Consider the following 21536-nt stretch of genomic DNA (forward strand, 5'->3'; position numbering starts at 1 on the left):
TAAAAAAAATAATACAGTGGTCTATCTAAGATATTATTTTTTCGATTTCGTTGTATACATTTTCAGTTTCGCGGTTGCCGTCCACTGCCGTGAACTTGCCTGCTTTTTTATAAAAATCTTTTAGGGGGCTTGTGAATTCTTCGTAGGCCTTAAGACGAGTGCCAATGACCTCCGCCTTATCGTCATTTCGCTGAATGACTTCGCCGCCGCAGTTATCACAAACGCCTTCCTTCGTGGTAGGCTTGCTAACGATATGGTAGACAGCCCCACAGTTTTTGCAAACCCGTCTACCCGTCAATCGATCCATCAATATCTCCATCGGAACTTCCAAAAAAATGGCTTTTCCGATTGTGAGATGCATTTTATTTAACAATTCATCCAATGCCTGCGCTTGCGCCACAGTTCTTGGGAAGCCGTCTAGAATAAAGTTTTTTACACCTTTAGCTAGCACTTCCTCTACCATACCGATAACAATGCTATCCGGTACGAGCTGCCCCTTGTCCATAAAGGCTTGAGCTTGCTGGCCTAGTTCAGTCTTACCCTTGATGGCAGCGCGGAATAAATCTCCCGTGCTGATCTGAGTCATATCTTTACGCTTAATAAGCAATTCAGACTGAGTACCTTTGCCGGCTCCCGGAGCCCCGAACAGGATCAAGTTCATTAAAATTGAACCCTTCTGCTACGGATCTTAGCTCCTTTTAGGAAGCCCTCATATTTTTGAGTGATCATGTGAGATTGGATTTGCTGAGCAGTATCCAAAGCAACACCGACTAAGATTAACAAACTGGTTCCACCGAAGTGGAAAGGAACATTCAATTGAGAAGTCAAAAGACCTGGCAAGATACAGATCGTGCAAAGATAGATACAACCTAGAACATTCACGCGCTCAAGAACACGTTGAATGTAATCAGCTGTGGTTTTACCAGCACGGATACCAGGAACGAAACCACCGTATTTTTTAAGATTGTCAGCAACGTCATTAGGGTTGAAAACGATCTCAGTATAAAAGAACGAAAAGAATACGATCAAAAGAACGAACAAGATATTGAAGATCGTCCCAGACGGATTCAATGAGTCTTGAAGCGCTTTCAACCAAGGTACATTCACGAATTGAGCCATGGTCGCAGGGAACATAAGCAAAGAACTCGCGAAGATCGGCGGGATAACCCCAGAAAAGTTGATTTTAATTGGAAGATGGCTTGAAGGGGTTTGCATTGACTGCATTCCGCCACCACCTTGACGTTGAGAATACTGTACCGTGATACGACGTTGCGCAACTTCCATATAGATAACTGCCGCAATGATCGCCACCATGAAAATGATCAGACCCAAAATGACCGCAAAGCGCATTTCGCCTGATCTCATCAGCTCCCACAATTGTTGAGCACCGTGAGGAATCGCCGCTGCGATACCTGTAAAGATGATCAAAGAAGTACCGTTACCGATGCCACGTTCGGTGATTTGCTCACCCAGCCACATGATAAAGCATGTACCTGCGGTCAGGGTGATGATTGTCATGATTTGGAACGGAAGAAACGCCACCACCGGCGCAATCACCAGAGGTTGTCCTTGGGGACTTGTCGAGTTCATCAACCACGTGCTGATTCCATAACCTTGGATAATAGCCAAAGCGACAGTCGCATAACGAGTGTATTGATTGATCTTACGACGGCCTGCTTCGCCTTCTTTCTTAAGAGCTTCAAGATATGGAATCGCCGAAGTCAAAAGCTGGAAAATGATTGAAGACGAGATGTAAGGCATGATTCCCAATGCAAAGATTGAGAATTGAGAAAGCGCACCACCCGTGAAGGTATTGAACAGGCCAAAAATGCCATTGTTCTGCGCTTGGAAAAATGAGAGCACCGCGTTTCCATCCACACCTGGGGTTGGAACGTGAACACCTACTCTGTAGATAGCTAACAGCGCTAAAGTGAACAAGATGCGTTTACGAAGATCGGAATTCTTTGCGATGCTCTCAATTGCAGACACTACTTAATTACCTCGACTTTGCCGCCAGCAGCTTCAATAGCTTTCTTAGCGCTTTCTGAGAATTTATGAGCTTTAACAGTCAAAGCTGTTTTAAGCTCGCCTTTTCCCAAAATCTTAACAGCGCCTTTGGAAACAAGTCCAGCAGCTTGTAGAGATTCAGGAGTTACTTCTCCAGAAAGTTTAGCAAGTTGTTCAAGATTAACAATTTCAAAGTTGTTAGCGAACTTAACGTTGCTGAAACCAAATTTTGGCAAACGACGGTGCATAGGTGTTTGACCACCTTCGAAACCACGGCGCACAGTACCACCGGTACGAGCCAATTGACCCTTGTGACCTTTAGTAGATGTGCCACCCATACCAGAACCGATACCGCGACCGATTCTTTTTGGGTAATGCGTAGATCCGGCTTTTGGAGCTAATGTACTTAGCAAGCTCATGACTACCCCTTAACTTCAACATCGACAAGATGTTGAACTTTCATAATATTTCCACGCGCCGCAGGAGAATCTTTCACTTCTGCAGTGCTACGAATTTTTTTAAGACCAAGGCAACGAACTGCATCTTTTTGATCTTGAGTGCACTTGTTAGTTGATCTTTTCAATGTAAGAACAAATGTTTTAGCCATCTGATTCACCCGTCTATTACAGCTGTTGTTTCAACTGTTTTAAGCCGTCGATAGTCGCTCTTACTGCATTGTGCGGGTTACGAGTACCAACACATTTAGTAAGAATGTCTTTTACACCGACAGATTCAAGAACCGCACGCACCGCGCCACCAGCAATAACGCCAGTACCAGGAGCCGCAGGTTTCATGATTACTTTTGCTGCGCCGAATCGACCAATCACTTCATGAGGGATTGTGCGACCATCTTTTAATTGAACGCTTTTCGCAGTTTTCTTTGCAGATCTGCTAGCTTTTCCGATAGCTTCTGGAACTTCAGATGATTTACCAGAACCGAATCCGATATCACCAGCTTTGTTTCCAACAACTACTAGAGCTGCGAAAGAGAAGCGACGACCACCCTTAACAACTTTTGTTACGCGGTTGATCGCTACTACACGCTCTTCTAATTCAGCTGCTTGAGCTTGAACTTTCTCCACACATCACTCCTTAGAAATTGAGGCCGCCCTCACGAGCGCCTTCAGCTAGAGATTTAATACGTCCGTGATAAAGGTAACCGTTGCGGTCAAAAACCACAGAAGTGATTTTTTTAGATGTAGCAGCCTTAGCGGCTTCAACACCTACGTGTTTCGCAAGTTCGATACCAGATTTATCTTCATTACCTAGAGAAGAAACAGCAACCAATGTCGTGCCATCAACGTCGTTGATAATTTGCGCATACATGTGTTTGCCGCTGCGGAATACGCAAAGGCGTGGTCTTTCCGCAGTACCTGTTACAGTCTTGCGGATGCGGATTTTCTTCTTGAGGCGATTTGCTTTTCTATCGCTTGTATGTTTTCCGATTTTAACTTTCATTTTCTACCTCAATTATTTACCAGCCGACTTACCAGCTTTACGTCTGATATGCTCACCAGTGTAACGAACACCTTTACCCAAGTACGGCTCTGGTGGACGGAAGCCGCGGATTTTCGCCGCTACTTGACCAACAAGCTCTTTGCTTGGACCAGTGATGCTCAATGCAGTTTGCTTATCTACTTTGATTTCGATGCCTTCAGGGATATCGAAGATCACTGGGTGAGAAAAACCTAGTGAAAGCTCCAATTTTTTGCCGGCTACGTTTGCACGGTAACCGACACCTTGAAGTTCAAGACCTTTTGTGAAGCCTTTAGTTACGCCAGTAACTGCGTTTTGAATAAGAGCGCGATAAAGACCGTGCAAGGCACGAGTTTCTTTAGAGTCATCTTTACGAGTCAAAACAACTTTGCCAGCTTCTACTTTCGCAGTGATAGCTTGTTGAAGACCGATTTTCAAAGAAGACTTCGCACCTTTAACGGTTACTTCGTTAGAAGGTGAAACGCTTACTTGTACTGTGTTATCAAAAATAACGGGTGCTTTTCCAATACGTGACATTTTTCACCTACCAAATAGTCGCTAGCAATTCGCCACCGATTTTTTGATCGTTAGCTTGTTTGCCGCTCATGATGCCTTTGCTTGTGCTGATGATGGACATACCATAACCAGAACGAACAACAGGAATCTTGTCAGATTTAATATAAACACGACGGCCTGGACGGCTGACGCGATCGATAGAATTGATAACGTGGTTACCAGCTTCGTCGTATTTCAAGTAAAGGCGCATGATGCCTTGTTTACTATCTTTAGCGACTTTGAAGCTTCTGATCAAACCTTCGTTAACAAGGATTTGTGCAATCCCTGCGCGAACTTTTGATGCTGGAAGATCCACTTTTTCGTGCTTTGCAGCACCAGCGTTACGAATCAATGTAAGGAACTGAGAAATTGTATCCATCTTATTACCCCTACCAGCTAGCTTTCGTTACGCCGGGCAATTTACCGTCAAGCGCCAAAGCTCTGAATGCAATACGAGACAAACCGAATTTTCTGTAGTTACCACGAGGGCGACCAGAGATTTCACAACGAGTGATAACGCGGTTTGGATTTGTATTCTTAGGAAGAGCTTGAAGCTTTTTACGAGCTTCCATTCTTTCCTCTTCAGACAACTTCATGTTAACAGCTTTTTCTCTAAGCTCTGTGCGGTAAGCCGCATAGCGCTTAGAGATTTCTTTACGTTTATTATTTTTTACGATGCTTGATTTACGAGCCAAGTGACACCCCTCTTACTTTCTGAAGGGCATACCAAGTGCTTCAAGAAGCGCTCTGCCCTCAGCGTCGTTTTTCGCTGTTGTACAAATAGTGATGTTCATACCGCGGACTTTATCTACTTTATCGTAGTTGATTTCCGGGAATACGATTTGCTCTTTCAAGCCCATGTTGTAGTTACCACGGCCGTCGAAACCTTTATTAGGCAAACCACGGAAGTCACGTACGCGAGGTAGTGCCAACGTGTTCAAACGATCCATGAAAGACCACATACGGTCTCTACGCAAAGTCACGCGAACACCCAATGGGATGCCAGCACGCAATTTGAAGTTAGAGATCGCTTTTTTAGCTTTAGTGATAACCGCTTTTTGTCCAGAGATCGCAGTGATCTCATCAACAACAGTGTTCAAAATTTTTGGATTTTGAACTGCTTCGCTTAAGCACACGCTTAGAGTGATTTTCTCTAAACGAGGAACTTGCATCACGTTTTTCGCGCCTAATTGTTTCATCAATGAAGGAGCGATTTCTTTTTGGTATTTATTCTGTAAACGATTCATTTCATTCACCTACAGTACTTCCGGAGCTAGTGATACAATCTTTACGAAAGATTTAGCTCTCAATTCTCTGGCAACTGGGCCAAAGATACGTGTTCCGATGGGCTCTTTAGCTGCGTTGATCAAAACTGCAGAGTTATCATCGAAACGGATGTAAGATCCGTCTGGACGACGCAATTTTTGAACAGTTCTAACAACAACGGCTTTAGCTACGTCACCCTTTTTTACTTTTGCATTTGGCAAAGCTTCTTTAATAGAAACGACAATGACGTCACCGATAGAAGCAACACGACGTTTAGATCCACCAAGGACCTTAACGCACATAACTTCTTTCGCGCCAGAGTTGTCAGCAACATTGAGTCTTGTTTGCATTTGAATCATGACAACTCTCCCTATGCCTTAGCGGCTTCGACTACTTCAGCCAAAGTCCAACGTTTAGTTTTGCTAAGAGGGCGAGTTTCACGGATCTTAACGATATCACCAGTTTTAGCTTGGTTCTTTTCGTCATGAGCCTTGAATACAGATGTCTTCTTAACATATTTTCCGTATTTTGGATGTTTAACCATGCGGTAGATAAGAACAGAAATGGTTTTATCCATTTTGTCGCTGACTACTTCGCCGGTAACTTCAATTTTACGACCTCTAGTATTAGTTTCTGTACTCATACTCTACCTCGCCACTTTTTTAACAATGGCTGTATTGATTTTCGCGATATTCTTACGAAGATCACGAATTACCAACGGGTTTGAAAGCTGACCGATGGAATTTTTGATACGCGCTTGGAACAACTCCTCAGCGAAAGCTGTTCTACGCTTTTTTAATTCAGTTACAGAAAGATCTTTAATCTCAGTGAACTTCATGACTACTCCCTTACCAAGAAACGAGTTTTAAAAGGGAGCTTGTGAGCCGCGCGCTCGAAAGCTTCTTTAGCTTGCTCGCGAGTGACGCCGTTCATTTCAAACAGGATTTTACCTGGAAGACAGCGTGCAACCCAAAGTTCTGGATTACCTTTACCGCTACCCATACGAGTTTCAGCAGGCTTTTTGGTTACTGGAATATTTGGGAACACACGGCACCAAATTTTACCACCACGCTTTACTGAACGAGAGATAGCGATACGGCCTGCTTCTAGTTGACGAGCTGTAAGGCGACCTTCCTCAACGCACTGAAGACCGTAGTCTCCGAAGTCAAGGTTAGAGCCACGAACTGCGAAACCAGTTGCACGACCTACGAATTGTTTACGATGTTTTACTCTTTTAGGACTTAACACGACCTGCCTCCTCAACTTCGCGAGCAGATAAGATATCGCCTTTATAGATCCATACTTTCAGACCGATGATACCGTATGCTGTTAGAGCTTCTGCAGTACCGTAATCGATATCTGCGCGCAATGTATGAAGAGGAACACTCTTCTCATTGTACCACTCTGAACGAGCAATCTCTGCACCATCAAGACGTCCCGAAACACGGATCTTGATACCTCTCACGCCGCCTTTGATCGCAGCTGCAATAGATTTTTTAAGAGCTCTTCTCCAAGAGATACGTTTCTCAAGTTGTTGAGCAATGCTCTCAGCGACGAGCTGAGCATCGAGGTCTGGCTTGCGCACTTCTTGGATGCTCAAGAAAACTTCGTTGGGTGTAAGTTTTTGAACTTCCGCTTTAAGCGAATCAATACCAGTACCTTTTTTACCAATAACAACACCTGGGCGAGCAGTCGAGATGATGATTTTAATCTTCTTCGCTGCACGTTCCATTTCAATTTTTGCGACACCCGCGTGCTTAAGTTTATCTTTTAGATATTTTCTTAAGCGGATGTCTTCGTGAAGGTTTTCAAAATATTGTTGACCCTTCGCGTACCAGCGAGAATCCCAAGTTCTGATAACACCAACGCGTAAACCAATTGGATTAACCTTTTGTCCCACGACTATTTCTCCTCAAGTACTACGTTGATGTGACTTGTCTTTTTACGTACACCGAAAGCACGGCCTTGAGCGCGTGGACGGAAACGTTTAAGAACCGGACCTTGATCAACCCAGATGGTTTTGACGTAAAGGTTATCTACGTCCATAACTTTTTTGTATTCAGCATTCGCAACCGCTGATTCGATTAATTTCTTAACCATTCCAGCCGTTTTCTTGTTCAAGAAAGTAAGAGTTTTTACTGCTTCGTTCACGTCTTTACCGCGAACAAGGTCAGCTACCAATCTTGCTTTCTGTGCGCCTACTCTTGCATATTTTAAGCTAGCTTTAACTTCCATTATCAACCTCTATTACTTCTTGGCTGCAGCAGGAGCAGCTGCTTTCTTCTCGGCGTGACCTTGGAAAGTTCTTGTTGGAGCAAACTCACCGAGTTTGTGACCAATCATATTCTCAGTGATGTACACTGGAACGAACTTTCTTCCGTTATGAACTGCGAATGTCAGTCCAATCACTTCTGGAAGAATTGTTGAGCGGCGAGACCAAGTTTTAATAACTTTCTTATCATTTTTTTCGATCGCTGTGTCGATTTTCTTTTGAAGATGTAAATCAACGAAAGGACCTTTTTTAATTGAACGTGCCACCGATGACTCCTACTTACGTCTCTTGATGATTGAAGAGTTGGTTCTCTTGTTATGTCTAGTTTTGTAACCCTTACACGGTTGACCCCAAGGAGTTACCGGGTGATGACCTTTACCAACACCCTCACCACCACCCAATGGATGGTCGACTGGATTCATATGCATACCGCGAACTGAAGGGCGGATACCTCTCCAGCGAGAACGACCTGCTTTACCAAGTTTGATGTTTTCGTTGTCAGTGTTACCAACTTGACCGATCGAAGCTTTGCAAACAGACAAGATCTGTTTCAATTCGCCTGATGGCATACGTACTTGGCAGTATTGATCACCTTTACCTGCAAGAGTTGCAGAGGCACCAGCACCACGGCATACTTGGCCGCCTTTACCTGGACGCATTTCGATGTTGTGGATCACAGTACCAACTGGGATCGCCGCCAAAGAAAGGCAGTTACCTGGCTTGATATCGGCTTTGTCAGAAGCAAGAACAGTATCACCTACGTTCAAACCTACTGGAGCGATGATGTAAGCTTTCGCTCCATCAATGTAAGAAATCAAAGCGATACGGCAAGTTCTGTTTGGATCGTACTCGATCGCAATAACTTTTGCTGAAACTTCAACTTTAGTACGTTTGAAATCAACCAAACGATACTTACGTTTATGTCCGCCACCTTGGTGACGAATAGTAATCTGTCCATGATTGTTACGAGCCGCTTGTTTTTTCAAAGGAGCCAATAAAGACTTCTCTGGAGTGGTTTTAGTGATTTCTTTGAAATCAAAACCAGTCATTCCGCGACGGCCGTGAGAGCGTGGGGCGAATGTTTTAATACCCATCTCTATACTCCCTCAAAAAGAGCGATCTTCTCACCTTCAACAAGCTTAACGTAAGCTTTTTTCCAGTAAGGGATCTTGGTTAATCCGAATTTAGTGTACTTCGAGTGGCCGCGGCAGATGCTTGTACGCACGCTGTCTACTTTTACTTTGAAGTTCTTTTCAACTGCAGCTCTAACTTCAGTTTTTGAAGCTTTCAAATCAACTTCGAAAACATAAACGCCTGCAGCGTTGTGATATGTGTTTTTCTCCGTAATGAGTGGAGTCTTAATTACTTGTTTCATTACGCGTTCTCCAATGAGCAACGATCAACGATTTTCGCTACAGAGTCTTTAGTGATGACTGCTGCATCGTATTTCAAAAGATCGAATACGTTCAAACCTTCAACTGGGAAGTATTTGAATGTAGGTAGGTTTTTAGTAGCGCGACCGAATTTTTCGTTAACAGCAGAGTCAACCAAGACAGCTTTCTTCAAGCCGAATGCTTTTAAGCGCTTGTTAAGCTCAGCTGTTTTGCCTTCAGAAGTCATGCTGTCCACGATGAACAACTTGCCTTCAGCTTGAAGGTGAGAAAGCGCCATGCTCAAACCTAAGCGACGGACTTTTTTAGGAAGTACGAACGCGTAGCTGCGAGGTTGTGGACCAAACATAGTACCACCGCCAGGCATTAAAGGTGAACGTGAAGAACCTTGACGAGCTCCACCAGTTCCTTTTTGTTTGAAAGGCTTTTTACCACCACCAGACACAAGACCTTTAGTTTTAGTCATGTGAGTACCTTGGCGACGAGCAGCCAATTGCCATTGAACTACTGTGTGAAGAACTTCCTTTTTAACAGGAGTTTCGAACACGTCAGAAGCCAACTCAACGGATCCAACTTTTTCTTTTTTCCAGTTTAATACGTTTACTGTAGCCATATTACTCTCTCACCAACTTAACCAAAGTGTTTCTAGCGCCAGGAACTGGGCCTTTCACCAAAACAACGTTTTCATCAGCAATAATTTGCACGATTTCAACGTTCTTAACTGTGACGTTTTCAGCTCCCAAATGACCTGGGAATTTTTTACCTGGCATTACGCGACCTGGCCATGTTCTGTTACCAGAAGAACCCGGACGACGGTGGAATTTAGAACCGTGGGATGCAGGACCGCCCGCAAAGCCCCAACGTTTTACTGAACCTGCAAAGCCTTTACCTTTAGACTTAGAAGTCATCTTAACGATGTCTCCTGCTGCTAAAGAATCGATAGACACTTGCGCGCCTACTTTAAGACCTTCTGGAGCTGCTTGACGAAGTTCTTTTACAAACTGAGCGCCATTTTCAAAGCCAGCATCTTTAAGATGACCTTGTTCAGCTTTGTTAGAATTTTTTGCTTTTTTAGGAGTGCAAGCTACTTGAATAGCTTCATAACCATCAACGTCATTAGTTTTGATTTGAGAAACAAACCAAGGCTCATAACGTAGAACTGTAACAGGAATAGCTTCACCTTGTTCATTATAAACAGTAGCCATACCTTCTTTGAATGCGAACAAGCCGTTCAATTTCAAGCTCGCTGTAGTGTTTTGTGTAGTTTCGCTCACGTGTTACTCCTAGATCGCCGACAGCTTGATTTCAACATCAACACCTGCAGAAAGATCCAACTTCATAAGTTGGTCTACTGTTTGTTGGGTTGGTTCTAAAATATCGAGCATGCGCTTGTGAGTTCTCACTTCGAATTGTTCACGAGATTTTTTATCTACGTGCGGAGAACGCAATACAGTGTAACGGTTGATGCGAGTAGGCAAGGGAATTGGACCCGCAATTTTAGCACCTGTACGGCGAGCAGTTTCAACGATTTCTTTCGTCGACTGATCAAGCAGCTTATGATCGAATGCCTTCAATCTGATTCTGATTTTTTGACTTTGCATATGGACACTCTTCTTCTTTTTAAAGTATCGTAATTACTAGCATTTTTCTTCAAACAACCCTATCCCATCGAAAACTTATCCCCGAAATAGCCCTTGCGGCTGATGTCGCTTCTACGCGGGGGGTTTTTTGTAAATTTGGTTGCTACGAGTGCGCGAGTATGCTGAGGAGGAAACTCTTTGTCAAAGGGAAATTATTATTTTTTTAAAATCTTTGGGGAACCCGCAAAGTGCGGTTTTTCCCAGTGAAAAAAGCACCCAGAGGGTCTTCAAAAAAGCTCCCCCGGAAACGCAAATATGCCCATAATTAGGGCATATTTATCGAAGGATCTTCGTATATATTTATAGTCAGGCTCGGAATCCCATCACAAAACGTCTTCTGGCCCGCTGAGTCGAACCTTAAACTCTAAAATCCAACGTTCAAGATCGGGCAGACGCTGATCAAACCCTTATTGTTAAAGTTGATCAGACCAATTTGAATACCATGTAGATTTTCCGCGATATTCACGACCCCCAGCTGAAGACCATAAACTTCCTTGGCTCTATTATAAAGACCTGCCTGCACCCCGAAGACATCCGTGAAAGGCGCATGATTCCCCGCCGCCAACTGAAGACCCACAATGTCAGAATCTGCCGACTGATAATTCATCAAGGCCACCTGCAAGCCGTAAGCGCTGACCTTATTTGTATTGATGTTGGCCACGCCCGCAAACTGAAGACCTAAAATGGTCGTCTGCCCACCCGTCTTATTAAAAAGGCCACTCACAGCCAGCCCCGTGAAGGTTTGATCGGTGATATTTCCCAATGCACCGACATCCAAACCATAAACATTGCGATGATGTCCATATAACAGACTTAAACGAAAACCCGTGATCGTGAAGTCATCTGAAGGAAACTGCACCGGGGGCACAATCCCTACAGCCAACGGCGTGATCGTGGTCGCAGCCATGACATGGTTAGAGAAAAAAACAGCGAATACGACAAAGATGATTTTTATGTGAGTCTTCATAGGAGTATTGTAGGAAGTTTTGACAGCAAATCAACACTTCGTACATTACAACAGCCAAACACGCTGGCATTCCGCCTTTTTTGTTAAAATATCAGCGAAAGAATGAGTTTTAATTCGTGGAATGATGATTGAGCCATACCACTGGTGGGATTTTCTGCCTCAGTTGCAAAATGCATTTCCTCCACATACCTTTCATCTGCCCCATGTCCATGGGACGGGCCCCACGGGCCTGTCACTCACTTCTCAAAGTGTAAGCAAAAACCTGACGTATTTACGTCAGCAGATTAATTCTTCCACGACACGGCCTCTTCATCAGAGGCTTATTTTAAAGCTTTGCGCTTCTTGCCGTAATCTTTAAAAATACCGAAGTCACCATGGCGTTCGCAGCAGAACGCCATGATATGTGAAGCTCCCAGCGTCCGAAATCCGGGAATGCCATCCTTTAAAAATGGACTGACCTACGCAGCCCCTCATCTAAACCATCAAAATCATTATATTTCGACTCCTCCAACATCTTGGCATTTTCGTTGCGATAAGAGGCATTTGAGACTTATGGAGGTCCCAGATGATTAAAAGCTACCTGATAATCGGAATTTTCTATCTAGCCTTTTCAACCCCAGCCTTCGCATGGGACATCGGCATTGCAAAAGGAGATGATCCCCAATTCGTTAAAGATATAGTAGAGGGAGCCAAGCATGGCGGAACTCAAATCGCTAATGGGGCTAAAAAAGCAGGTACAGAAATCAGCAACGGAGTTCGAGACGTATTTTCTGTCGTAGGCAATGCGACGGGAATCTCCGACGTAATCGATTCAAATATGGAAACAATTATTTCAGCCGGCCGAGCAAAAGCTTGTTTAGCTACTTTATGTTACAGCGAAATTTTGAGAAAAAAACAGCTCGAAGAAGCTGAGGAAAAAGCAAAAAAACAATACGAATTGGCATTCCAGGATTACGTTGAAAAATCTTCGCGAGCGGACCGTGAAATGAGAATTTCATCAGCAAAGAGGGCTTATGAACTCGCTAAAGCTTATTACAACCAACTGTATGAAAGATATCAAATTGTCTTAAGCCAACATAAGGCGCTGTTCTCCATTCAGCAAGCCATTTTCGCAGAGAATGAGTATCGAAAAAAACTCGAAGAAGCGGGTGTCCAGGGTAGACGACTAGAAAACCGAGAGATGATCCCTCCAACAAACGAGTTTGTCCAAAATCGATCGCAGAATTACACCACCGCCATGCAAAAACTCAATCAACAGATGGAAGTCATTTCGGCGCAGACAGGGCGTTCACGAGAGAAGTTGCTGGCTGAATTCGTACGGATATTAGACTTTCCGACAATGAAATCTATCATAAACGATACAAACTCAATCGGCGAGAACATGCTGAAGGAAAAAGCTGACCTAAAAATTCAGCTTCAAAAAGCACACAAAGAATTAAAAAAACAAGAAAATAATTATAACGTGGAGTTGGCATAATGAAATACTTTGCATTTATATTGCTAACTATGATGTCCCTTCATTCATTTGGAATGAATGACCTGGAACGAGGCGCCCTTTTTTATTCCAATCTGTATTCATATGGAACTTTCCTCCCAGACATGGAAAGCAGAATGACTCTGATCCGGCTTGAATATGAAAAAAAGAAGTCAGAGCTTAAGATGAGTTTTGAGGCCAATTTCAGAGCATCACAAATTGAACAAATCAGACATGCGATTACAATCAACAAAGAATACATCAGGTCCTTTGCCGCTGAGAAATCAATGGCTGAAGCAAAACTTAAATCTTTTTCCATCTTAGTTGGGTATGCCAAAAACCTCTTTAAGGGCTCAGTATCCCGCGAATTGATTTTGAACGAAATCGCAATATATGCTGAAGAAGACGAATCTTTCAAAAAAGATTGGAACCAAATTCTGATTGAATCAGGCGCCCTTGAGGTCGAAAGCTCTATCTCAGAGAAAAATGAATTAATATTCTCTACGGCACTTGAAATTCAGGCACAACTTGAAGTTTTGCAAAGCTCAATTCAGATTCAAATTGATGATCTAGAAGAAGAAAATCAGCAGCTTGATGAACAGCTTAGGACGATTCAATGAAGACATTCATCAAATTCGCGATATCGTTTTTAATCACCATCAACGCCGTTGCCACCCCCGACTCTTCGAGCGGATACATTCCAATTTTTATCGAAAGCGACGGGGATACAGAAATTAATTTTTTTGTGCCTGACAGAAACCCAGAATCATTAATCCCCGGAGAACTCTATTATTTCACGGATGGCACAAATGAATATCAAGGAATTTACAAAGGTGTGAATGAGGACGGAAGAGCACACTGGACAAACTTTGAAAAAGCGCCGACTGACGATATAAACTCACATGTCTATTCAGGTCCCTCCTTGAATGACAGGAAAAAAAACTCTGGTGTTCAAAGTCCGTTGCAATCCGCTGACTACCTAAATTCAGATGCTCATAAAAGAGGTGTTAGCTCCGCCACGTCGACAGGCTTAGCACATGCTATTTACAAAGGAATTATTTTTACCCCAGATTACATGTCAGAGTTGGCACGAATTCAAACAGAGACGGCAAAAAATCAAGCAAAGTCGGAGGCCAACTATAAGCATATCCGTGAAACAGTAATCCAAGCAGAAGAAAAATATAAAAATGCAATTACTGCTTTTCAAAAATCACTAACCAATCTTAACCAATCAGGTGCGTCCCACGTATACTCTATCGATTTCAAAAGTAATGACGTGGCTCTAGTCAAAGAACTAAAGTCTCTAGAACAAATCTTTCGCGCGAGCCGAACTCTAACAACAAAAGGACAAAACTCGCGGCGGTATGGATTAGAAATGATCCGCCAATCCGATATTTCTTCTACCTTCGGCGATACGGAGGCTGCATACGCATTTAAACAATATGCGGAATCATTCGCTGACATTGTGGTCGGATTGGATCCAGTGACGGGTCCAATTCGGGATGTTTATGAAGCGTTCACCGGTAAGAACCTCATCACAGGAGAAAATCTAGAAACAGTTGACAGAACTTTCGCCGTCTTAGGCGCCATATCTTTCGGTTTCGGATCAAAACTATCGAGAGGTATTAAGGCGATAACGAAAATCGTCGGCCGAAATACTGAAGCCATCATTCATTCTGAACGCATCGCGATACATACTGAGGAAAAACTTGGGCTCGAGAGCCGTGCGCAATACCATGCATACATAAAATATCTACGAACAAAGATGGAACGTCCTAAATTCGAAGATCCTATTCTGTCCGAATATATGGATTGGTTTTGGCGAAGGGATGGAAAAGTCGGCAACGGAAGCACGATGGCCGCTATTCGAGCTGAGAGGGCATCTGGCAAAAAAATTGGTGGACGCTCACATACCCAGAAGGGATCTGATGCGGTAATAACGTTGACTAATTGGCTAAGGAATAATCCGAATGCGAGCACAGCTGACCGTCGGGCTGTTGAGAATATTCTTTTGGATCTCATGGATGCACTTAAGGGAGATATATGAATAATCAAAGAAAAATAACGGCCTTAATAGTAGCTAAATTACGCGAAGGCCAAGACAGTCTTACTGATAATATTGAACAGCGCCTTCGTGAGGTGAGCAGTTTTCCGGACAGAGTTCAAGTTCAGTTCATCGTGAGCATTTTTGCCAAAAATCCGTCGGAAACTGATTGGAAAGTTCTTTTCGAAAATATTGAAAGTCTTCTTTTAACCACAGACGAAGATCAGCTGGAAGTCATCTATCAAGATGTCCTTGAAACATTATCTAATCTTATCTGCAACCAAGTGCTAGCTCCTCACTTGGTAACTTCGGTCATTGGCCCACGCTCACGTAAATATATAGAAGATTATGACAAACTCCTAGGGTCTAAAACTCCCGGTTTCTAAAAGACTGTCCGGATTCTCAGACGTAAGACGGACAACAAATCCACCTCACTCCATAACTATTTGTAATTACTTATAAAAATGAATTGGCCACATTCCTGAGGTTGGCGGCGATCTTTGCATTAAGCGCTATGACAAAGGAGATTTAATGAAAAACATCTTATTACTATCGATAGTCGCTATTTGTATCACGGCTTGTGCGCCCGATACGAAAGACCCTTATATTGGAACCAAGATATATGGGTATTCAAATGATGTGATTTTTGAACTCGGAAACGTCCATAACGACTCAGGTAGCCTTCCTTCCCAAGTAAAAGTGAATCTCGAAAAACCTGACCCGAAATTTTCAAAATTAAGAGTAATACCGTTTATCGAAGAAAACGCACCATATCCTCAAGACACCGTTGTAAAAATCGGATGCGACGGTGCAAGCCAGGATATGCCGGAAGTCCTAGAGGTGCATACCATCATTTTGTGTGGAGATTTGTATTTTGAAAAACAAAATCTTAACTACACAGCAAATACGATCATTTTGATTTCGGCAAATATCAAGATAGTTTCTACGTATGAAGATTTAAAATATCTTGGCGTTAATCTTAGAGCCCAATCAAAAATCATTTTAAAAGGAAGATCTGTTATAAATCTACAAGGTCGAGCTCGACCTAACAATGCAGGCCTCGAAACACCCCCTAGACTGACCATGGCCACAAAATTATTCGACGAAGAGGGGTCTCTAGAAGTGACATCAAAAGCCAACTACCTCATTTACGGAAAATAGTGTGAAAAATCTTATCGTTGCTTTTTTTGCTATTACGCTTCCCGTTCATGCTTTTTCTCAAGAAAGGTCTGTTCTACAAGGTGTCATCGAAGAAATGACGAAAAAATACTTAGAAGAAGTCTCGAAGACCTTTGTAACTAAAAAACTGGAAGAATATGCGGCCCAAAAATTGGGAATGGAATTGACCGGTCGATTGGGTACCGCGCTCGCATTCGTTAGTCTCGTCGACGGAATTATTCAATATGATAAAGCGACATCTGAAACTCAACGCTATCAATCATTCAGTCAAACAGTTGCTTCTGGTATTTCGCTCGTCGCTCCCCCTGTTGGAGCACTAGTAGGATTAGGAGTTATGGCACAGGGGATGATGGGTGCCCTCGTATCTAAAACCTACTCACTTAAAATAGCGAAGTTGGTAAACGAAATTAGCGATCTCGAAAGAAAGTCTTCCGAATTACTAATTAAACAGGCGGAGTCGGAAAAAAATCGCTTTGCAGTTCTCCTTGCGAGATCAGAGGCAATTAAAATTTTGGTTGAGGAAAATTCAAAGATCATCGAGCGACGGTGCTCCGTAGAGCAATCCTTAGTGGCTGAAATCAACTCCTGTTTTCAGAGTGCACTTTTACAGAGATCTCTACTAAGACTATATATTAGTACAATGGCTAGAATCGCCGGATTTAACGGAAGATTTATTAATGTTATTGCTGGATTAAATCAGACTGAGATAGCCAAAATCAACGCAACCTTAAAAGCAGCCACTGATCATGTGACGAAGATTGAGTTGTCAATTCAAGAAACCGTCCTCTACCTCACAACAGCCTCGGCCCTTTTTGTTCGCGATGAGGTAAAGAAAAAATATCGCCACCTGACTTGTGAAAGATTGTTACTTTCAAACACAAAAAAGATTTTATCTTTGAAAATCTTAATAGAGAATAGCGCTCCATCAGCTGAATTACTGAGCTTTGCCATTGAAGAATACCAAATAGATCTAAAGTCCCTAGCAGAGGAATCTTGCGCAGAGGCTCTGAAGCTTTTCGATCCATCTATTCAAGCAGTTATCCAAAGCCTTCTGCATACTTGACTTGTAATCGACATGGTTGTCCCATAGGATATTTCGGAACAAAAATTAAACAGCGTCTCAAACCGAGACGCTGTTTTGCTTCAGAGGGCCACGCAAAAATCCGATAATATCCCAATGAAACTTAAATCCATCGGGACTTTTATTGGGTGTGTTTGCCTGTCGGCGTTCATTCCTTTTTTTGCGATGGGTGATTCCGACAAGATCTGCCTGATCATGACCTTTAAACAAGACCTGCAGGGCACCGATGCGGACCTAAAAAATTATCGAGATATCGCCGCCAATAACAATTGTAAGCCGGTCGAACTCAATGAAAAATTCTTTATCGACAACCATCCCAAAGAAAAAGCGCTGAAAAAGCTGCAAGCCATGTTGGGATCTAACTATACAGATGTTCTCTTCATGTATTCTGGTCACGGACATTGCCTTTCCAACGACCGCTATGCAGGCACCGAAGCGGCCTTGCCTGCAGAAGCCCTTCGCAAGCCCGGCACTCGCGGGCTGACACCAGTTTCAAAATCGGGTGTTGAAGGAAGAATGTTCGGTATGGAGTTTGGCAATTCAGATCAATGCATCACCAAGTGTCCCAAGCATAACTTTGCTGACTGCAGGCTTGCCTGTCGAAAAATCAATAGTATTACCGACACCGACCTCGAGGCCATTTTTGCGGGCAAGAACGTTTCTTCCATCATCGACGCTTGTGGCAGTGGATGTCAGGAAACCAAACAATTTGGTCCAAGAACTTATAATGCCTTAACCTCGACCAATGATGGCAGCACTTCTGCGGACAGCCCTGAAGGCGGAGGGCTGAATTTAAAGATTAAAGAGGTCGCAAGCTCTTCCCAAGCTTGTTTGGCAGACACCGACAAAGACGGGATGATTTCCGTTAGCGAAATGACGTCTTACATTTCGAAATCTCCGGGCGAAAACCTGGATAAGAAAGCGTATTTCACGTCTAAGGGACAAGGCCCCCACCCCGTCCAATTGATCAAAGTATCCAGCGATGTTTCTTGCGGAAAAAATTCAAATTCGAAAGCAAATCAAAGTTCCAAGGGTGGTGTCCAGTGAGAAAAGTACTTTTTCTTTTCATACTGCTGACAAGTCTGCCCGCTTTGGCTTTTTTGAAACTGGAAAGAGTTGATCTCACCAAAAAAAATATTGAACTGGAGTTCTTTGCCGATGGCTCTAATGTTGTGCTGCGAGACGAACAAGGTTGGGTGACCTTAAAGCTAGTGACTCTTTTGATGTTTCAAGATTCCATTTACGCCTCTTATAAAAAACCGGAAAAAGCGGCGGCTTACTTAAAACAGACTCCACCCCACTTAAATACCCTGGCACCAGTGTTAAAAGAAATTCTTAAGAAAATAAAATCCCAAAATATCAATGCCGAGCAGATAGATCGCCTCGAGTCATTAGAGGAATCAGGCCTCCTGGATTTACAAAAAGATCGCAAAAGAACTACAGAAATTCTTTTACATGATAAGATCGCTCCTCTGCTAGCGACCGCCCCTGAAATCAAAATACTAAAAATGAATATTAATGGCAAAGAGACGCAGAAGCCCGCCAGGAGTTTAAATCCTGATGATTTCATTGCTTACCAGCTGACAGCCTCGACCCTCGAGGTACCGCCGGCAAAGATTTACAAAACTTCTCCGGAAATTCTTTGGAACAAAAAGAGAACCCTTTTTGTGATTCCTAAAGGAAGCTCTGAATAAGTTTTAAGGCCCGGTGTTTCCCGAATTGAATCCTTGAAATGTCGTGGCGCGATTAATCCAAGTGCTGGCGGCTTCGGTGCGAAAACCAATAGAACCCGCTTGAACGGCTGAGCCTCTGGAAATCGAATTCGATCGCAGGACAGTTCCCGTGAGTTTTGTACCATTCATGGGAACGGAATCAAAGGTGCCCGTCTCCCAAATGACTTTTAATGCCGAGATCAAACCATAGTGGACGTTGGTTAAAACGTTTTTTTCAAAAATATGAGAATCGATGTTGCCACCTGCGGAATCCCATTGATCAAAGGCGATTCCCATGTTCGTCATGCCGTTAATCGTGTTACCGCGAAAAACGTTTCCAATCGCTCCCCAATCAAGAGAAGAGTCATAGCCGTAAACCATCCCGGTGTAGATTCCATTATTTCCATCCGTGATCGTGTTGTTAGCTGTTAAAGAAAAATAAAGTGGCGCTCCGTTACCGGCCATATTTGAGACGTGGGTTACAATCATCAAACCGTGGCGCATGCGAGAGATCGTATTCTTATCAACGATCGCATCAACACTGCTGCCAAAAACATTCACCGCCGTTGAGGCTGAATCATGGGTGGAGTGAGTCGTGCGACCTTGAAATGTATTATTATATACGACCGTTTTTTCCGAAACTGCGTTGATCAAAAATTTACTGCTCGCATCCGGCGCAATCGTCCATGCTCGATCGACGGTCACCACCCCGGCCGCAACTGAAACAACTCGTCGATGCTGTCCTAAACCTTTGCCGCTGGTGATGGTGATATCTAAGCCGCCTTCGGTCGTTGTTGGATCTGAAGTCACGGAAGCAAAAGTCACTGAACTTGCGCCCACGGCGGTAGCTGCCGTTTTGTATTCACCACCTCCAAATTCAAAAAGAATTTGTTCGCCCATATTGCAATCTACAAAATTACAATCGCGAGGTGCATAATTGTGAGAAGCATTACCTGAAAAGTAGGCATTACGTAAACTGCCGAAGTGACCTTGGGAGACGAACATGCGACCGATCCCGTGACCATCCGCTTGTGTTTCATCGAAATTAGAGAAATCGTTGTTGGTCAGGGCGATCTCTCTCCCGCCCCATAACGACACCCCACTTTCGGCGTCATTCGTCAGGCGAAAAGTCGTGTTATTAATAAACACTTGCGAAGCCGAAGCCCAAAAACTTCCCGCCCCCACAAAGTCCACGCCATCCAGCAGGATGTTATTACATCCGTTGCCAACCTCGAAGACTTTGCCACCGCGAGATTTCAAGCGCGAGTTGATGATCTTAAGATCATTTACCGACATGTAAATCAAAGCTTCGCCATTCGCGGCAATCATGCCGTCAGCATCAATTTCAATACCCTCAATCACGATGCCGCTGCCGATGTTTTTTATAAATCCATTTTCAGTGGGTAAAGGGATCGTCATTTTTAAACTAGTGACGTCTCGGCCCGCGCCTAACAGACGAGTTTTCGCTGGTAAAAAGAAACTCTCACTCACCGCATAGGTCCCGGCGGGTAAATATACCGTCGCCGGTGCCCCTGAGTTGCCGGCGGCAATGATCGCGTTGCGAATAGCGACCGAGTCATCCGTCACGCCATCACCGACAGCATTATAAGGTGCGTTCTTCACATTGAACGTTTGGGATTCAACTCCCGCCCACGGTGACGTCGCTAAAACATTTAAAGTCAAAGGCCCACTCCAACCAAAACGTCCGCCATGACCGTTGTGAATCCACAGCTCATAAGTTCCCGCGGCAAGGTTGGGCACCACAAAATCCACTTTATACGGGTTCACTGTCGTAGGCGTCACCCAAGAACCCTCAGCATTCGCGGGCTTCACATAAACGTACGAAGTTGAAGTGCCGTTGCCGTAAGATAGATTACGACCAAAAATGGAAATAGTCTGACCTGCGATCGCCTTTTTGGGACCGACCCACCAGCCTTCGGTGCGATTGAGGGCGAAGGCCTTTCCGCGCACGTCACCATCATGGGGCCACACCAGATACATCGCCCATGGCAATCCGCCAGGGACCGTGGTTGAAGCCGTTCTGGTATTTGTATAAAGAGGCGCTACGGATTGAGTCGCGCGATCTGAACTTATTGTCTGAGAGAAAATTTCGAACTTCATCCCCGAACTAAAATTTTCACCAGCCAGGGTGAAAGTTTCATCCGCGCCCGCAGTACGCAACATCTCCGCTATAAGTGGACCGGTATCTTTTGTTTCAAGTGAAGGAGGCTGATAGATGTCGACGCCCGAAGGAAGAGTAGGCTCCGGGTTGGGAACCGGGAAACCAAAATCCGCCGGCTCGGCTAAAGGTCCTAAATTAGGGTTCGGCGTGGTCGTCCACGGAATTGGAAAAAATGAATTCTGAGTGCAGGAAAGGGTGAGGAAGAGTAAAAACGGCAACAGCCAATACCCGTGTCCACTTTTCTGCATCGTAGAACCCTCCGAATTTTATCTCTGGGTTCTATTTTCGAT

At 43.8% G+C, this 21536-nt stretch carries 32 protein-coding genes; 8 read left to right on the forward strand and 24 right to left on the reverse strand.

Going from position 1 to position 21536, the window contains the following annotated elements; genetic code table 11:
• Nucleotides 1-25: 25 nt before the first annotated feature.
• The 23 genes from AZI86_RS01935 to AZI86_RS02045 form a co-directional block, all read right to left on the reverse strand.
• Nucleotides 26-661: an adenylate kinase gene (locus AZI86_RS01935; RefSeq protein WP_061833399.1), complete on the reverse strand. Its 636-nt coding sequence runs from the start codon at nt 659-661 to the stop codon at nt 26-28.
• A complete protein-coding gene (gene secY / locus AZI86_RS01940; protein ID WP_061833400.1) occupies nt 661-1989 on the reverse strand; it encodes a preprotein translocase subunit SecY in 1329 nt (442 codons plus the stop codon). Before secY ends, AZI86_RS01935 begins: the two co-directional genes overlap by 1 nt.
• Nucleotides 1989-2426, reverse strand: a complete 438-nt coding sequence (gene rplO, locus AZI86_RS01945) for a 50S ribosomal protein L15 (RefSeq protein WP_061833401.1) — start codon at nt 2424-2426, stop codon at nt 1989-1991. The genes secY and rplO overlap by 1 nt, the downstream gene beginning before the upstream one ends.
• Before the next feature lie 2 nt (nt 2427-2428).
• The gene (gene rpmD / locus AZI86_RS01950) at nt 2429-2614 is read right to left on the reverse strand and encodes a 50S ribosomal protein L30 (RefSeq protein ID WP_061833402.1); all 186 of its coding nucleotides are present in this window, start codon (nt 2612-2614) and stop codon (nt 2429-2431) included.
• A 16-nt stretch (nt 2615-2630) separates the two neighbouring features.
• Nucleotides 2631-3089: a 30S ribosomal protein S5 gene (gene rpsE / locus AZI86_RS01955; RefSeq protein ID WP_061833403.1), complete on the reverse strand. Its 459-nt coding sequence runs from the start codon at nt 3087-3089 to the stop codon at nt 2631-2633.
• 10 nt (nt 3090-3099) lie between these two features.
• Nucleotides 3100-3465, reverse strand: a complete 366-nt coding sequence (gene rplR / locus AZI86_RS01960; RefSeq protein WP_061833404.1) for a 50S ribosomal protein L18 — start codon at nt 3463-3465, stop codon at nt 3100-3102.
• A 12-nt stretch (nt 3466-3477) separates the two neighbouring features.
• Nucleotides 3478-4020 carry a 50S ribosomal protein L6 gene (rplF, locus tag AZI86_RS01965; protein ID WP_061833405.1) on the reverse strand — a complete coding sequence of 181 codons (543 nt, stop codon included), beginning with the start codon at nt 4018-4020 and terminating at the stop codon, nt 3478-3480.
• Nucleotides 4021-4027: 7 nt separating this feature from the next.
• The gene (gene rpsH, locus AZI86_RS01970; protein ID WP_061833406.1) at nt 4028-4417 is read right to left on the reverse strand and encodes a 30S ribosomal protein S8; all 390 of its coding nucleotides are present in this window, start codon (nt 4415-4417) and stop codon (nt 4028-4030) included.
• Nucleotides 4418-4427: 10 nt separating this feature from the next.
• On the reverse strand, nt 4428-4733 hold the full coding sequence (rpsN, locus tag AZI86_RS01975; protein ID WP_061833407.1) for a 30S ribosomal protein S14: 306 nt from the start codon (nt 4731-4733) through the stop codon (nt 4428-4430).
• Between the two features lie 12 nt (nt 4734-4745).
• Entirely contained in the window at nt 4746-5285 is a 540-nt protein-coding gene (gene rplE / locus AZI86_RS01980) for a 50S ribosomal protein L5 (RefSeq protein ID WP_061835017.1), read from the reverse strand.
• A 9-nt stretch (nt 5286-5294) separates the two neighbouring features.
• Nucleotides 5295-5663, reverse strand: a complete 369-nt coding sequence (gene rplN, locus AZI86_RS01985) for a 50S ribosomal protein L14 (protein ID WP_061833408.1) — start codon at nt 5661-5663, stop codon at nt 5295-5297.
• An 11-nt stretch (nt 5664-5674) separates the two neighbouring features.
• The gene (gene rpsQ, locus AZI86_RS01990; RefSeq protein ID WP_061833409.1) at nt 5675-5947 is read right to left on the reverse strand and encodes a 30S ribosomal protein S17; all 273 of its coding nucleotides are present in this window, start codon (nt 5945-5947) and stop codon (nt 5675-5677) included.
• 3 nt (nt 5948-5950) lie between these two features.
• A complete protein-coding gene (gene rpmC, locus AZI86_RS01995) occupies nt 5951-6142 on the reverse strand; it encodes a 50S ribosomal protein L29 (RefSeq protein WP_061833410.1) in 192 nt (63 codons plus the stop codon).
• A gap of 2 nt (nt 6143-6144) precedes the next feature.
• On the reverse strand, nt 6145-6552 hold the full coding sequence (gene rplP / locus AZI86_RS02000) for a 50S ribosomal protein L16 (protein ID WP_061833411.1): 408 nt from the start codon (nt 6550-6552) through the stop codon (nt 6145-6147).
• On the reverse strand, nt 6539-7204 hold the full coding sequence (rpsC, locus tag AZI86_RS02005; protein ID WP_061833412.1) for a 30S ribosomal protein S3: 666 nt from the start codon (nt 7202-7204) through the stop codon (nt 6539-6541). The genes rplP and rpsC overlap by 14 nt, the downstream gene beginning before the upstream one ends.
• Before the next feature lie 2 nt (nt 7205-7206).
• Nucleotides 7207-7539, reverse strand: a complete 333-nt coding sequence (rplV, locus tag AZI86_RS02010) for a 50S ribosomal protein L22 (protein ID WP_061833413.1) — start codon at nt 7537-7539, stop codon at nt 7207-7209.
• A 12-nt stretch (nt 7540-7551) separates the two neighbouring features.
• Complete coding sequence (rpsS, locus tag AZI86_RS02015) at nt 7552-7842, reverse strand: 30S ribosomal protein S19 (protein ID WP_061833414.1); 291 nt, start codon at nt 7840-7842, stop codon at nt 7552-7554.
• A 9-nt stretch (nt 7843-7851) separates the two neighbouring features.
• Complete coding sequence (rplB, locus tag AZI86_RS02020) at nt 7852-8670, reverse strand: 50S ribosomal protein L2 (protein ID WP_061833415.1); 819 nt, start codon at nt 8668-8670, stop codon at nt 7852-7854.
• 2 nt (nt 8671-8672) lie between these two features.
• Entirely contained in the window at nt 8673-8951 is a 279-nt protein-coding gene (rplW, locus tag AZI86_RS02025; protein ID WP_061833416.1) for a 50S ribosomal protein L23, read from the reverse strand.
• Nucleotides 8951-9580, reverse strand: coding sequence for a 50S ribosomal protein L4 (gene rplD / locus AZI86_RS02030; RefSeq protein WP_061833417.1), 630 nt, complete (start codon nt 9578-9580; stop codon nt 8951-8953). The genes rplW and rplD overlap by 1 nt, the downstream gene beginning before the upstream one ends.
• A 1-nt stretch (nt 9581) precedes the next feature.
• Nucleotides 9582-10241: a 50S ribosomal protein L3 gene (rplC, locus tag AZI86_RS02035; protein ID WP_061833418.1), complete on the reverse strand. Its 660-nt coding sequence runs from the start codon at nt 10239-10241 to the stop codon at nt 9582-9584.
• Between the two features lie 9 nt (nt 10242-10250).
• A complete protein-coding gene (gene rpsJ, locus AZI86_RS02040) occupies nt 10251-10568 on the reverse strand; it encodes a 30S ribosomal protein S10 (RefSeq protein WP_061833419.1) in 318 nt (105 codons plus the stop codon).
• Nucleotides 10569-10971: 403 nt separating this feature from the next.
• Nucleotides 10972-11574 carry an LA_2272 family surface repeat-containing protein gene (locus tag AZI86_RS02045; protein WP_061833420.1) on the reverse strand — a complete coding sequence of 201 codons (603 nt, stop codon included), beginning with the start codon at nt 11572-11574 and terminating at the stop codon, nt 10972-10974.
• 565 nt (nt 11575-12139) lie between these two features.
• Here AZI86_RS02045 and AZI86_RS02050 point away from each other — a divergent pair.
• The 8 genes from AZI86_RS02050 (at nt 12140) to AZI86_RS02085 (ending at nt 19046) form a co-directional block, all read left to right on the forward strand.
• Nucleotides 12140-13051, forward strand: coding sequence for a hypothetical protein (locus tag AZI86_RS02050; RefSeq protein WP_061833421.1), 912 nt, complete (start codon nt 12140-12142; stop codon nt 13049-13051).
• Nucleotides 13051-13668, forward strand: a complete 618-nt coding sequence (locus AZI86_RS02055; protein WP_061833422.1) for a hypothetical protein — start codon at nt 13051-13053, stop codon at nt 13666-13668. The genes AZI86_RS02050 and AZI86_RS02055 overlap by 1 nt, the downstream gene beginning before the upstream one ends.
• Nucleotides 13665-15095, forward strand: a complete 1431-nt coding sequence (locus AZI86_RS02060) for a pre-toxin TG domain-containing protein (protein WP_061833423.1) — start codon at nt 13665-13667, stop codon at nt 15093-15095. Before AZI86_RS02055 ends, AZI86_RS02060 begins: the two co-directional genes overlap by 4 nt.
• Nucleotides 15092-15478 (forward strand): hypothetical protein, encoded by a 387-nt coding sequence (locus tag AZI86_RS02065; RefSeq protein WP_061833424.1) that lies wholly within the window; start codon nt 15092-15094, stop codon nt 15476-15478. The genes AZI86_RS02060 and AZI86_RS02065 overlap by 4 nt, the downstream gene beginning before the upstream one ends.
• A gap of 145 nt (nt 15479-15623) precedes the next feature.
• Nucleotides 15624-16253, forward strand: a complete 630-nt coding sequence (locus AZI86_RS02070; protein ID WP_061833425.1) for a hypothetical protein — start codon at nt 15624-15626, stop codon at nt 16251-16253.
• Nucleotide 16254: 1 nt separating this feature from the next.
• A complete protein-coding gene (locus tag AZI86_RS02075; protein WP_061833426.1) occupies nt 16255-17334 on the forward strand; it encodes a hypothetical protein in 1080 nt (359 codons plus the stop codon).
• 114 nt (nt 17335-17448) lie between these two features.
• A complete protein-coding gene (locus AZI86_RS02080; RefSeq protein ID WP_061833427.1) occupies nt 17449-18399 on the forward strand; it encodes a caspase family protein in 951 nt (316 codons plus the stop codon).
• Complete coding sequence (locus AZI86_RS02085) at nt 18396-19046, forward strand: hypothetical protein (RefSeq protein ID WP_061833428.1); 651 nt, start codon at nt 18396-18398, stop codon at nt 19044-19046. The genes AZI86_RS02080 and AZI86_RS02085 overlap by 4 nt, the downstream gene beginning before the upstream one ends.
• 3 nt (nt 19047-19049) lie before the next feature.
• On the opposite strand, the gene AZI86_RS02090 is transcribed toward AZI86_RS02085, so the two are convergent.
• A complete protein-coding gene (locus AZI86_RS02090) occupies nt 19050-21494 on the reverse strand; it encodes a glycosyl hydrolase family 28-related protein (RefSeq protein WP_061833430.1) in 2445 nt (814 codons plus the stop codon).
• Between the last annotated feature and the right edge of the window lie 42 nt (nt 21495-21536).

This window comes from Bdellovibrio bacteriovorus (assembly GCF_001592735.1).
Lineage (GTDB): Bacteria > Bdellovibrionota > Bdellovibrionia > Bdellovibrionales > Bdellovibrionaceae > Bdellovibrio > Bdellovibrio bacteriovorus_D.

Excerpts from the sequence above, each read along its gene's own strand:
- AZI86_RS01935 (WP_061833399.1), bottom strand. The coding sequence starts at position 661 with ATGAACTTGATCCTGTTCGGGGCTCCGGGAGCCGGCAAAGGTACTCAG.
- rplO (WP_061833401.1), bottom strand. The coding sequence starts at position 2,426 with ATGAGCTTGCTAAGTACATTAGCTCCAAAAGCCGGATCTACGCATTAC.
- rpmD (WP_061833402.1), bottom strand. The coding sequence starts at position 2,614 with ATGGCTAAAACATTTGTTCTTACATTGAAAAGATCAACTAACAAGTGC.
- rplR (WP_061833404.1), bottom strand. The coding sequence starts at position 3,465 with ATGAAAGTTAAAATCGGAAAACATACAAGCGATAGAAAAGCAAATCGC.
- rplF (WP_061833405.1), bottom strand. The coding sequence starts at position 4,020 with ATGTCACGTATTGGAAAAGCACCCGTTATTTTTGATAACACAGTACAA.
- rpsH (WP_061833406.1), bottom strand. The coding sequence starts at position 4,417 with ATGGATACAATTTCTCAGTTCCTTACATTGATTCGTAACGCTGGTGCT.
- rplE (WP_061835017.1), bottom strand. The coding sequence starts at position 5,285 with ATGAATCGTTTACAGAATAAATACCAAAAAGAAATCGCTCCTTCATTG.
- rplN (WP_061833408.1), bottom strand. The coding sequence starts at position 5,663 with ATGATTCAAATGCAAACAAGACTCAATGTTGCTGACAACTCTGGCGCG.
- rpsQ (WP_061833409.1), bottom strand. The coding sequence starts at position 5,947 with ATGAGTACAGAAACTAATACTAGAGGTCGTAAAATTGAAGTTACCGGC.
- rpmC (WP_061833410.1), bottom strand. The coding sequence starts at position 6,142 with ATGAAGTTCACTGAGATTAAAGATCTTTCTGTAACTGAATTAAAAAAG.
- rplV (WP_061833413.1), bottom strand. The coding sequence starts at position 7,539 with ATGGAAGTTAAAGCTAGCTTAAAATATGCAAGAGTAGGCGCACAGAAA.
- rplB (WP_061833415.1), bottom strand. The coding sequence starts at position 8,670 with ATGGGTATTAAAACATTCGCCCCACGCTCTCACGGCCGTCGCGGAATG.
- rplW (WP_061833416.1), bottom strand. The coding sequence starts at position 8,951 with ATGAAACAAGTAATTAAGACTCCACTCATTACGGAGAAAAACACATAT.
- rplD (WP_061833417.1), bottom strand. The coding sequence starts at position 9,580 with ATGGCTACAGTAAACGTATTAAACTGGAAAAAAGAAAAAGTTGGATCC.
- rpsJ (WP_061833419.1), bottom strand. The coding sequence starts at position 10,568 with ATGCAAAGTCAAAAAATCAGAATCAGATTGAAGGCATTCGATCATAAG.
- AZI86_RS02045 (WP_061833420.1), bottom strand. The coding sequence starts at position 11,574 with ATGAAGACTCACATAAAAATCATCTTTGTCGTATTCGCTGTTTTTTTC.
- AZI86_RS02050 (WP_061833421.1), top strand. The coding sequence starts at position 12,140 with ATGATTAAAAGCTACCTGATAATCGGAATTTTCTATCTAGCCTTTTCA.
- AZI86_RS02055 (WP_061833422.1), top strand. The coding sequence starts at position 13,051 with ATGAAATACTTTGCATTTATATTGCTAACTATGATGTCCCTTCATTCA.
- AZI86_RS02060 (WP_061833423.1), top strand. The coding sequence starts at position 13,665 with ATGAAGACATTCATCAAATTCGCGATATCGTTTTTAATCACCATCAAC.
- AZI86_RS02065 (WP_061833424.1), top strand. The coding sequence starts at position 15,092 with ATGAATAATCAAAGAAAAATAACGGCCTTAATAGTAGCTAAATTACGC.
- AZI86_RS02070 (WP_061833425.1), top strand. The coding sequence starts at position 15,624 with ATGAAAAACATCTTATTACTATCGATAGTCGCTATTTGTATCACGGCT.
- AZI86_RS02080 (WP_061833427.1), top strand. The coding sequence starts at position 17,449 with ATGAAACTTAAATCCATCGGGACTTTTATTGGGTGTGTTTGCCTGTCG.
- AZI86_RS02090 (WP_061833430.1), bottom strand. The coding sequence starts at position 21,494 with ATGCAGAAAAGTGGACACGGGTATTGGCTGTTGCCGTTTTTACTCTTC.